The 11,573-nt window shown below is 64.6% G+C and carries 7 protein-coding genes; 4 read left to right on the forward strand and 3 right to left on the reverse strand.

What is annotated here, in order from left to right:
* Positions 1–3: 3 nt before the first annotated feature.
* Positions 4–1,437, reverse strand: a complete 1,434-nt coding sequence (locus tag EDF53_RS04600) for a glycosyltransferase family 2 protein (protein ID WP_185020945.1) — start codon at positions 1,435–1,437, stop codon at positions 4–6.
* A gap of 17 nt (positions 1,438–1,454) precedes the next feature.
* Positions 1,455–2,825 carry a glycosyltransferase family 4 protein gene (locus EDF53_RS04605; protein ID WP_123292473.1) on the reverse strand — a complete coding sequence of 457 codons (1,371 nt, stop codon included), beginning with the start codon at positions 2,823–2,825 and terminating at the stop codon, positions 1,455–1,457.
* A 166-nt stretch (positions 2,826–2,991) separates the two neighbouring features.
* Here EDF53_RS04605 and EDF53_RS04610 point away from each other — a divergent pair, with 166 nt between their 5' ends.
* From EDF53_RS04610 to EDF53_RS04625, 4 genes are read left to right on the forward strand one after another with little or no spacing between them, the layout of a single operon-like run.
* Positions 2,992–3,813 (forward strand): ABC transporter permease, encoded by an 822-nt coding sequence (locus EDF53_RS04610; RefSeq protein WP_123292474.1) that lies wholly within the window; start codon positions 2,992–2,994, stop codon positions 3,811–3,813.
* A gap of 44 nt (positions 3,814–3,857) precedes the next feature.
* A complete protein-coding gene (locus EDF53_RS04615) occupies positions 3,858–4,538 on the forward strand; it encodes an ABC transporter ATP-binding protein (protein WP_123292836.1) in 681 nt (226 codons plus the stop codon).
* Positions 4,538–7,243 carry a CDP-glycerol glycerophosphotransferase family protein gene (locus tag EDF53_RS04620; RefSeq protein WP_123292475.1) on the forward strand — a complete coding sequence of 902 codons (2,706 nt, stop codon included), beginning with the start codon at positions 4,538–4,540 and terminating at the stop codon, positions 7,241–7,243. The genes EDF53_RS04615 and EDF53_RS04620 overlap by 1 nt, the downstream gene beginning before the upstream one ends.
* Positions 7,236–9,893, forward strand: a complete 2,658-nt coding sequence (locus EDF53_RS04625) for a CDP-glycerol glycerophosphotransferase family protein (protein WP_123292476.1) — start codon at positions 7,236–7,238, stop codon at positions 9,891–9,893. Before EDF53_RS04620 ends, EDF53_RS04625 begins: the two co-directional genes overlap by 8 nt.
* On the opposite strand, the gene EDF53_RS04630 is transcribed toward EDF53_RS04625, so the two are convergent.
* Positions 9,881–11,554, reverse strand: a complete 1,674-nt coding sequence (locus EDF53_RS04630) for a DUF563 domain-containing protein (protein WP_123292477.1) — start codon at positions 11,552–11,554, stop codon at positions 9,881–9,883. The genes EDF53_RS04625 and EDF53_RS04630 overlap by 13 nt on opposite strands.
* Positions 11,555–11,573 lie beyond the last annotated feature (19 nt).

Genomic DNA, 11,573 nt, shown 5'->3' on the forward strand with positions numbered 1-11,573 from the left:
GTGTCAGGCGCCTCGCCCGGTGATCGCGCGGATCCGCGCGACGACGCGGGGGTTGCGCGCCCCGAAGCTCAGCGCGGTGAGCCGGCGGAGCGACACGGTCGCCCGGTGGACGAGCAGGCCCGTCGCCTCGGCGATGTCGGAGACGGCGTGCCACCGGGCACGGAGCGATGCCGGGTCGATCTCGGTGGCGGCCGCCATCCGGATCAGCTCGACGAGCCCCTCGCCGCCACGCCAGGACGTGCTCTGGTTCTCGAAGCGGCGCAGGATGCGGTCGATCGCCGAGGCACGGTGGTTCGCGACGGCGTGCGACCAGCGCACGTCCTGCGACACCGGGTCGACGAGGATCCAGCGGGGGGCGTTCGCGTTGAGCGCCGAGAGCTGCGCGAACGTCGTCAGGGTGCCGAGGGCGATCGCGACGTCGAAGATCTGCCGCGGGCGACCGCCCACGGCGATGGCTGCCCCGGGGAACGCCTGCCGCGCGGTCCGGATCTGCGACTTCGCGACGATGACCGTCACGACCACGTCGTCCGGAGCGGCTTCGAGGGTGTTGAGGACTCGAGCGACGACTTCGTTCGTCAGGTCCGCCGGCACGTGCAGTGCGACGCGGACCACGTCGTCGTCGGGCAGGAACGCGTCGGCGAACACGTCGACGGCGTCGCGGTAGCGGGCGAGGAACAGGGCGACGGCGCCGGCGTAGAACGGGTACCGCTCGAGCAGGACGCGCTCGTGCTCCAGCCGGAGCGACGGACCGCGGTCACCGCTGAAGCTCGTCGAACCCGTGTGCAGGACGAGCGCACGGTTCGCCAGCACCGACGTGAAACCGTGCTCGTTGATGCGCAGGCAGAAGTCGTTCTCCTCGCCGTAGCCGGGGGAGAACACCTCGTCGAACAGGCCGAAGCGGTCGACCATCTCGCGCCGGATCAGGAAGCAGAACCCCATCGCCACCGGCGACACGGTCGAGCGGGGGAGCAGGTACTTCGTGCGGCCGTGCAGCTCGCGCGTCCGGCGCGGCGGCAGCGTCGCACGCGGGTTGCGCCGGGCGTACGGGAACGACGCGATGGTCGCGTTGTCGCTCCGCGCACACACGACGCCGATCGCGTCGTCGGACGCCAGCACCGCGGTCATCTCGTCGAGGAACCCGGGCATCGGCACCGTGTCGCTGTTGAGCAGCAGGACGTCGTTGCCGGTCCGGTCGAGCTCGAGGACGGCGCGGTTGCAGTTGCCGACGAACCCGAGGTTGCGCGGGTTGCGGGTGTACTCGAAACCGGCGTGCTCGCCGACGAGCTCGAGGACGCGGGCTTCGATCGTGTCGACGTGGGGCCCGACGTCGTTGGCCAGCAGGACCCGGTCGACCGAGAAGTCGACGGTCTCCAGCAGCGCCTGGATGCAGCGCTCGAGGCCCGGGAGGTCGTCGTAGATCGGGACGACGATCGTCACCGGACGTCGGTCGCGGCTCATCGTCGCACCAGCTTCCGCGCGACCACACCCGGTCGGGCGAGCAGTCGGCCGACCGTTCCGGAGCGGGCGCGCACCCGGTTCGCGAGCAGGCCGAGCGCGGCGCGCGCACTCGTGGCACCGAGCGACGCGTACGCGCCCGGGAGCTCGAACCAGTACCGCGCGGCCTGGGGGAGCCGGTAGCCCTCGGTGCCGGCCAGCGCGACGAGGCGTGCGATGGCCGCAGCGTTGTCGTGGCCTGCGCCCGTGACCGAGGCGAGCCGGTCCGGAGCAGCCGCACCGTGCCTCCTGGCCGTGTCCGGGTCGGCCGCGTACGACGCGAGCGCGTCCGCGAGGGCCGAGACGTCGTCGGCGTCCACGAGCACGCCGGTGACACCGTCGTCGACCAGCTCCGCGCTCCCGCCCTGGCGGGTCGCGACGACCGCCTTGCCCAGGGTCATGTACTCGGCCGTCGTGCGGCCGAAGGCCTCGATCGTCGACGGTGTGATGCAGACGTCCGCCGCCTGGATGAACGGAGCGGGCATGTGCTGCTCGCCCGCGAACACGACACGGTCGGCGACGCCGAGCGCGCGGGCGCGCTCGGTCAGGCGCTGGTCCTCGCCGGGGTGCTTCCAGCTGCCGACGAAGCACACGCTCGCGGCGACGCCACGTTCGTGCAGCGCGCCGAGGGCGTCCACGACCCGGTGCTGCCCCTTCGACTCCTCGACACGCCCGAGGACCGTGATCCGGAGTCCGGGCTCGGCCTGCGGGAACGGTGCGACCGCCGGCTTCTCGTCCTTCGTGGCCAGGAGTCGCTCGGTGTCGACCGTCGGGTACGCGACGGACAGCTTGTCGGCGGAGATGTACTGCGCCAGGTGCTCGCGCATCGCCTCGGAGTTGGTGACGACGGCGCCGGACAGCAGGCCGATGTCGCCGAGGGCACCCGCGCGCCCGGTCTGGAACTGCAGCCCGTGGTCGAGGTCGCCGTACTCACGGACGAACCACGCCTGCGGGATCCCGAGGACCGCGGCGGCGAACGACGCCCACGGTGCGACGAGGGTGTTCGTGACCACCAAGTCCGGGCGCTGCCGCTCGTACAGACGGATGATCGCGTTCACCGCGGCGTAGTCGACGGTGGCGAACGCCGCGCGTTCCGCGGCCGGAGCCGGCTGCGGGCTCGGGAGCGCCCACCCTCGGAACCGCAGGGCGTCGTAGGACCAGCCGCGGTCGTCGAGCGCCTCGATGAACTTGCCCTTCGGTGCCTTCGTGACGAAGGTCGGGGTCATCGTCGGGTCGATCGCCAGCCAGTCCTCGACGAACCGGAGGAGGGACCGCTCCGCGCCGCCGAGGTTGACGGGCGCCGTCGAGTGGTTGGCGAAGCTGACGATCACCCATCAACTCTACTAATGATTTTCCAAGCGTTTGCTCTCTGGCCACTCACCGCGCGCGAGTCACCGCGTCGAACGTGCGTTGTGCAACCAGTGTGCGAGAATGTCTCGTCCCCGAATCCCTGTGAGGAGCGCTCCGTTGCGCCCCGGAGGAGCCTGCACCCGAAGCATGACGTACCTGAACGAGCTCATGTCGTCGCGCGAGTTGCTGATGAACCTCACTGCGCGCGAGGTCAAGGGCAAGTACCGCCGCACGGTCTTCGGGCAGCTGTGGTCCCTGATCAACCCGCTCGCGACGATGCTGATCTACACGATCGTGTACTCGTTCATCTTCCGGGCGCGTCTCGAGGTCGGTGACCCCAGCGGACTGAACATCTACCCGCTGTGGCTCATGTGCGGCCTGCTGCCGTGGATCTTCGCGCGCAACGTCATCAACTCCGGGATGACCTCGATCGTTGCCAACGGGTCGCTGATCAAGAAGGTCTACTTCCCGCGCATGACGCTGCCGCTCGCGGCCGTCGGGTCGTTCGGGTTCACCTGGCTCGTCGAGATGGGTGTGCTGTTGATCGCCCTCGCCATCGCGGGGTCGAACTTCTGGATCTACCTGCCGCTGATCGCGCTGACGATGGTGTTCCTCGCCATGTTCGCCGCCGGCCTCGGGCTGATCCTGTCGATCATCAACGTGCACTTCCGCGACATGCAGCACCTCGTCGGCATCGGCCTGCAGATGTGGATGTACCTGTCGCCGATCATCTACCCGCTGTCGCTCGTCGAGGACGCCGCGAACAAGGCCGGACACCCGTGGATCATCCACGTCTACAAGCTCAACCCGATCGAGCGGTTCTCCGAGGTCTTCCGGAACCTCATGTACGACAACCGTCTCCCGAACTGGACCGACCTGGTCGCGTGCGCCCTCGCAGGATGCGTGTCGCTCGCACTCGGCTACTTCGTGTTCTCCCGCAACGAGAAGAAGCTGGCTGAACTGCTGTGAGCGATGCTGCCGTCACCGTCGACCACGTGTCGAAACGATTCCGCATGTACAGCGAGCGCAACGACTCGCTGAAGAGCATGGTCATGCGCGGCAAGAAGTCCGTGCACGAGGACTTCTGGGCACTGAAGGACGTGTCGTTCGAGGTACCGCAGGGCAAGACCTTCGGGCTCATCGGCAAGAACGGCTCGGGAAAGTCCACGCTGCTGAAGTGCCTGGCGAAGATCCTCTGGCCCGAAGAGGGCTCGATCACCGCCCGCGGCAAGCAGGCGTCGCTGCTCGAGGTCGGTTCTGGGTTCCACCCGGAGCTCTCCGGTCGCGAGAACGTGTTCCTGAACGGCTCGATCCTCGGGATGAGCCGCAAGGAGGTCACGCGGAAGTTCGACGACATCGTTTCGTTCTCCGGCGTCGGTCACTTCATCGACCAGCCGGTGAAGAACTACTCGTCGGGCATGTACGTCCGACTCGGGTTCTCCGTCGCGGTCGCGGTCACCCCGGACGTGCTCGTCGTGGACGAGGTGCTCGCCGTCGGTGACTCGACGTTCCAGAACCGCTGCCGGACGAAGTTCAAGGAGATGAAAGACGAGGGCCGCACGGTCATCCTCGTGTCGCACTCGATGAGCACGGTCAAGTCCATGTGCGACGAGGTTGCGTGGCTCGACAGCGGTGAGCTGAAGCAGATCGGCGACCCCGAAACGGTCATCAAGGCCTACGACGCAACCGTGTGATGAGCAGCGACCCGCAGCTCCGAACCAAGAATCCGGAACGACCAATGTCCAGCGCACCGCATTTCCGTTTCGCAGCCGTCTTCGCGACCTACAACGTCGCGCGATTCCTCCCCGACTTGTTGCAGTCGCTGGAACGTCAGACGCTCCCGATCGAGCAGGTCCAGCTGGTGTTCGTCGATGATGGCTCGACGGACGACAGCTACGCCATCCTGAGTGCTTGGGCCGCAGATCGCGCGAGTCACGTCACCGTGATCAAGCAGGAGAACGCATGGGTGGCTGCAGCTCGGAACACCGGGATGCAATTCGTGGACGCCGAATGGGTGACGTTCGCCGATCCGGATGACGTCTTCGACGACCGTTACTTCTCCGAGGTGGACAAGTTCGTCGACGTCCACGGGCACGGGACGGTGAATCTCTTGGCGACCCATCAGATGCGGCTCCTCGCATCGGGCGCGCTCCGGAACACCCACCCGCTCCGGAGGAAGTTCGCCAAGGGATCACGGGTGATCGATCTTCACTTGGAGCCCTTCATCCAACTGGCGGTGAATTCGAGCTTCTTCCGGGTCATGGCAATCCGTTCGCACGCGCTCGAGTTCGATGGCCGGGTCCGACCGGTTTTCGAGGACGCTCACTTCATCGGCAAGTACCTGCTGCTGACCGGAGCACATCACCTTGGAGTCCTCGCGTCCGCGAAGTACCACTACCGGGTCCGCGGCGACGGAACGTCATTGATGGAGTCGCACCACGACAAGCCCGGCAAGTACACCGACGTTGTTGAATACGGCCTGCTCGACCTCGCAGAGACAGCAGCATCGGAAGGGCCGCTCCCGCGGTGGCTCGAGAACACGCTCTTGTACGACCTGTTCTGGTATTTCAAGAATGAACGCGCGATCGAGTCGCGGACAGCGTTGGCGCCGCCGCACGTCTTCGATCGCTTCCACGAACTCGTCACCCAACTTCGTGCTCTCATCAGCGACGAAGCGGTCCGGACCTTCGACTTGATGGGCGTCGAGGCGGCGGTCCGGCAAGCCGTGCTGATCGGCTATACCGGGAAAGCCCAGCGGCCACGGTACGTGCGACTGACGCGAGTCGACGAACGAACGCAACAGATCCGGGTTTCGTACTGGTTCACCGGAGATGAGCCGTCCGAACGCTGGATCGTCGACGAGCGTGACGCGCTTCCGCTCCACGCGACGACCCAGGACTATGTGTTCTACGGCCGAGCCGTTCTGCGCCAGAGGCACGTCTGGCTGGCTCGGGGCATCCGGTCGAAGGTCGTGCTCGACGGGGTGCAGATGGCGTTTGGCACCGACGCCGTTGTCGAGCCCGAGCTCGAACTCACCGCACGCCAGCTGCACCCATTGATCATGGACCAGCGTGCGCGCTTTCTCCCCGCTTGGGACGGCCTCGACCGGCCGGCCACAAGATGGGCGCTGTCGACGCTGCGACGCACTTTGTCGGCCTCGCTGGAGAAGAAGCACCGGGCTGACGTCGCTTTGGCGTTCCGCGCACGAACGCGCACACTGCGCACCCGGTTCGCGAACGCATGGGTGTTTATGGATCGCGACAACCAAGCGAACGACAACGCGGAGCACCTTTACCGCTGGGTTCGCAGGCACCATCCGGAGATCAACGCGTGGTTCGTGCTCACGAAGGCGTCTCCCGATTGGGCGCGGCTCGCGGCGGAGGGTTTCCGCCTCATCGCGCATGGCACGCCGACCTGGCGTGCACTCCTCCTTCACGCTTCGCACGTCGCTTCTTCGCACATCGATGCTTACGTCGTCCAGCCACTCGACCCGAGACGATATGGGCCGCCGAAGTACCGGTTCACGTGGTTGCAGCACGGCGTCACGAACTACGACATCTCGCGTTGGATCAATCCGAAGCCGGTGGATCTCCTCGTCGTCGTCACTCCTCAGGAGCGCGACGCGATCGCCGGGCCCGGACCGTACTCGTTCTCGGATCGTGAGGTGCTACTCACCGGCTTCCCTCGCCACGATGAGCTCCTCCGGAAGCGGCAATCCGTTCCGGAATCGGATCGAGACTCGATCCTCATCATGCCGACGTGGCGGAAGCGGCTCTCCGGCCGACAGTCGCGTGGCTCGAACGAGCGAGCGAAGAACCCAGAGTTCTTCGAAAGCGACTACGCGAAGAGTTGGATCGACCTGTTGTCTTCCTCTGAGCTCCGCGCACTAGCTACCCGCGAGGGGAAGCGAATCGTCTTCATGCCGCACCCGAACCTTGAGCCCTACCTCGAGGACTTCGATCTGCCTGATGAGATCGAGGTCGTCGGATACGCCGAGGCGAACGTCCAGGAGGTGCTCGCGCGCGGTTCCGCCATGATCACGGACTATTCCTCCATCGCGTTCGAGGCTGCATTCCTCGACATGCCGCTCATCTACTTCCAGTTCGATGCTGAAACTTTCTTCGATGGGACGCACGTTGGCCGACGAGGGTACTTCGACTATGGTCGCGACGGCTTCGGCCGTGTCGCGTTCCGCGCAGACGAGGTGATCAATTCACTTCGGGTGGTCGCGGAATCCGGGTTCCGGTCGGAGAGTCGTTTCGCAGCGCGAGCCGCTGCCTCCTTCATCACGCGCGATGAGCAGAACAGTCAGCGAGTGTTTGACGCCATGCGAAGACTCGACACCGATCGGCGGGTCGCGAAGCCGCTCGAAAGCAAAGTGAGCCAGGACAATGAGTGAACGCCTGTCGACAGATCATCACGCCGATGATGCCCGTTACATGTTCACGGGTGTCATCGCGGCCTTCAACGTTGGTCGCTACTTGGACGACCTCTTTACATCGTTTGAGGCGCAGACGTTTGACATGAGTCGGGTACAGCTCGTCTTCGTCGACGACGGTTCGACTGATGACACGCTCGTTCGCCTCCGTGAATGGGCCGCGACCCGCGGCGAGGAAGTCGTCGTGGTCACGCAGGAGAACCAGTGGGTCGCGGCGGCGCGGAATGTTGGCTTGCGGCTGGCGCGCGGCAGGTGGGTGACGTTCATCGACCCCGACGATGCTCTCGACGCTGACTACTTCGCCGAGGTCGCGAAGTACGTCGACATCCACGGCGACCACGAGGGCCTAGCGCTGCTCGCCGCACACCAGATGCGACTCTTTCCGGACGGTACTCTGGTCGACAACCACCCCCACCGAGCGAAGTTCAAGTCGGGTTCGCGGATCGTTGACCTCGCGGTGGAGCCCATTTTCCAACTGAGCGTGAACTCGGCATTCTTCCTCCGTGAGATCTTGCTCGACCGGAACATCGAGTTCGACGGTCGTGTGCGGCCGCACTTCGAGGATGGGCACCTGATCGGACGTTACTTGCTAACGTCGCACACGCATCTCCTCGGCCTCATGGCGTCCGCGAAGTACCACTACCGCACTCGCGAGGATGACTCGTCGCTCTTGGGGTCGAGCTTCACAGACGAGGGCAAGTACACCAACATCCTCCGGTTCGGCTACCTGGATCTGCTCACGCAAGCGCGCGCCCTCGGCGAAGTGCCTCGTTGGCTCGAGAACACAGTCCTGTACGAGCTGTTCTGGATGTTCAAAGCGCAGCTGGCCATCCACTCGTTGAGTGCGTCAGCACCGGCTCACGTGTTCCCGGAATTCCACGAGCTGGTCCGGGAGATCCTTTCGCTAATCGCGTCGGATGCCATCCGGAGTTTCGACTTCATCGGCGTCCAGTACGCGATCCGCATGGCGTTGCTGCACGGGTACGACGCGGAGCAGCCGTACCGATCGCATTACGTCCGCCTGACCGAAGTCGACGAGGTCCACCAGCAGGTCAAGCTGGAGTACTGGTTCACGGGAGACCTTCCTGACGAACAGATCGTAGTCGATGACCGAGTGCGAGCGCCCGAACACGAGACGGTCCAGGACTTCGAGTTCTACGGTCGGATCGTTATGCGCAAGCGGTTCCTCTGGGTGTCTCGGAGCCGGCACGTGCAGGTCCGCCTCGATGGTGTCCTCCGGTCCATCGGTCGCTGGGAGCAGCAACCGACGAGCGAGGGCCTCACACCGGCGGTCGTGAGCCAGGTGGTGCAGGAGCAGCGGCGGCGCGTCCGAGACCGCTACGCGCCTGCGGATATCTCGTACCCGCGGTACCTCCGACGGAGCCTCGGTGCATGGGCGCGCAAGCGAAAGTGGTCGTCGTGGAAGTTTGACAATTGGCTGATGGCGTCATCGCTCCGTCTCCCGTGGGTCCGTCGGCGCTTTGCCCACGCCTGGGCGTTAATGGACAAGAACGACCATGCCAATGACAACGCAGAGCACCTCTACCGGTACCTCGCGAACGAACAGCCAGACGTCAACTCCTGGTTCATCCTCGAGCGGACGAGTCCGGCGTGGTCGCGGCTCCGTGCTGAAGGATTCCGTCTAGTTGCTCACGGGTCGCGCCGCTGGAAGCAGCTGCTGTTGAGTGCCGACCACTTCGCGTCATCCCATGCTGACTACTACGTCACGCACCCCATTGACCGCCGACGCTACGGTCAACCGCGGTACTTCTTCACGTTCCTGCAGCACGGGGTCATCCAAGATGATCTCTCTCGCTGGTTGAACGGCAAGGACCCGCACCTGTTCGTCACGACGACCGCTCCGGAACATGCCTCGATTGCCGGTCCGGGTCCGTACAAATTCTCCGACAAAGAGACCAAGCTGACGGGCCTCCCGCGCCACGATGAGCTGTCGCGAAAGCGCGAGCGTGCTGAAGAGATCGAACGAATCGTTATCATCCCGACCTGGCGGCAATACCTCGTGGGGGACCGTGTCGGGGGCGCTAACGAGAGAGCCAGGATCGACAGTTTCAGCGACACCGAGTACGCACGTCGTTACTCTTCCTTGGTCAACTCCGATCGATTAGCACGTATCGCGTCTGCGAGCGGGAAGCGCGTTGCGTTGATGCCCCACCCGCACATGCGTCCGTACCTCGAGGAGTTCGACCTGCCCTCGAGAGTCGAAGTGCTTGACTTCGGAGTGGACGACATCCAAGAGGTGCTAGCGAGCGCGGCGTTCGTTATCACGGACTATTCGTCGATCGCATTCGATGCAGCCTTCATCGATGTCCCGTTGGCCTACTACCAGTTCGACAAAGCGGAGTTCTGGGGAGGGAAGAACCCGAGACGCGAGGGGTACTTCGATTACGAGCGGGACGGTTTCGGCCCCGTGGTCAACGACGAATCCCAGTTGATCGACATCGTCGAAGACGTCGCCGGTCGCGGCTTCAACGTGCAGGAACCATTTGCCGGGCGCGCGGCCTCCGCATTCGCCGCAACGCGGGACCGCGGGTCGAGTCGGCGTGTGTACGAAGCGATGCGGGCTTTGGAACGACAGCGTCAGACGGACTGACGGTCTGCGAGCTCGTGCATCCGGGCGATACTCCGATCGAGGTCCGCTCCGTGCGCCTCAAAGTCGAATTCCCAGGCGGAGTGGAAGGCCGCTGTCGAGAAGTCGTCCCCGTGCTGCAGCTTCGCTCTCGACCAGAGGTAGTGGACTTCGTCCGCAAGTGCCGTCGCGTAGAGGAATTCGTTGCGCGCAGTGTACGAATCGTGGGAGAGCACGAGGACTCCGTCGAGACGCGGAGCGAATAGCATCGAGAACATCCCCGATCCCGCGAAGCCCGCAACGACCGCGGCGTTTCCGAAAAGGTTTGCCTGTTCAACGAACGGGAGGGTCTCGGGGTAGACGATCTCGAATCCGCGTGCAGCGAAGCGTGCCTCCACCGCTTCGAGGTTGACACAGGCTCGGTTCGTGGGTGCGTTTTTCCGGGAGACGAAGATGCGCCGTCTCTCGGGCTGCGCGGTGACCAAACCTTCGCGGAGGCGCGCCCAGGTCTTCTTGATCAACGGGTGGAAATGATAACGACTGAGGTTCTGCCAGAGGTACGAACTCCACACGTACTGCTGAACCTGGACGTCGTCGTGTACCCATTCGATGTCCGCATCCTCGATGCCGTAGGCGTTGAAGAGGGCCCGCTCGACCGTCGGCGAGTAACTTTCGTCGGGGATTCGGTAGATCGCGCGGAGCTCAGGGTCGGCTTTCTTCGCACTGTCCCATCCCCACAACTTGCTGACCGTTTCGGTGAGGGTGTGCCCGAAGTGCCCGGTCATGGTCGAGCTGAGGTCGTAGAACGACCCCGCCAGCGGGCGCACCGGTCGTTCCTCACGAACGCGGCCGAATTCTTGGTTGAAGCTCACGAGCTGGGGGTTCGAGACGCTCCGAGCGCGGGCATGTCTGAACGACGATGGGATGACCGTGTCGTTAATCACCGTGAGGCCGTCTCGATGGATCGTCACGCCTCCCGACACCTTTCTGACGTACGAATGGTGGTAGTTCCACTGCTGCGGAGGAAGCCGAGGAGCGGCGCCGCGCTCGACGACCGTCGTCGCGCCCTCGAACCTGCCGCCGTGCCGAGTCTCAAGCACGGACATGCGTGCGAGCGGCAGACGAGCAGGAATTATCGTGTTCGCGTTCTCGTCCTTGACCTTGAAGAGGTGCTGTCTCGTCTTCGTCAAGAACACCACTCCTTCGAGTTCGCTCGCCGTACCGATGGACTGCGACAGCTCTTCGAATCCCGCTGAAGACCGATTCCTCTCGGCGAGGAAACCTTCAGTACCCCACCACCGGGGCGCTGACGGAGCATGTTCCGCGACATACAGGCCGCCCTGGCGAACGTGGTAGTACAGCCACTGCCAACGGAGCGATCGCTCCGCATCGGTTCGAGATCGAACGTCGATGACGGCCTGGACGCTCCCAAGCGTCACGATGGCGCCGGTCTCGTCCTCGAGTTTGGTGGCGGGAATGCTTCGGAGGCCCGGCCGTTCTGTGTGGTTCGGTCCGATCACCACCACGGACGGGAACTCGTGGACGAGCCACACAAGCGCTGGATGGTCGTCATCATCAGCCACGAACGCAACCCTGCCGTGCACACCGGCGAGAGATTTCGACAATGTCTTGGCGACCTTGCGCCAATCAGTAGTGATGACCGGCGATCGCCCGAAGATGCCCATGCGCCAACCCTATGGTGCG

This window comes from Curtobacterium sp. PhB78, from assembly GCF_003751685.1.
In the GTDB taxonomy this organism is placed as follows: domain Bacteria; phylum Actinomycetota; class Actinomycetes; order Actinomycetales; family Microbacteriaceae; genus Curtobacterium.

Bases quoted from the DNA above. Each gene is read 5' to 3' on its own strand.
- EDF53_RS04615 (WP_123292836.1), top strand. From the start codon at position 3,858: ATGTACAGCGAGCGCAACGACTCGCTGAAGAGCATGGTCATGCGCGGC.
- EDF53_RS04620 (WP_123292475.1), top strand. From the start codon at position 4,538: ATGAGCAGCGACCCGCAGCTCCGAACCAAGAATCCGGAACGACCAATG.
- EDF53_RS04610 (WP_123292474.1), top strand. From the start codon at position 2,992: ATGACGTACCTGAACGAGCTCATGTCGTCGCGCGAGTTGCTGATGAAC.
- EDF53_RS04625 (WP_123292476.1), top strand. From the start codon at position 7,236: ATGAGTGAACGCCTGTCGACAGATCATCACGCCGATGATGCCCGTTAC.
- EDF53_RS04630 (WP_123292477.1), bottom strand. From the start codon at position 11,554: ATGGGCATCTTCGGGCGATCGCCGGTCATCACTACTGATTGGCGCAAG.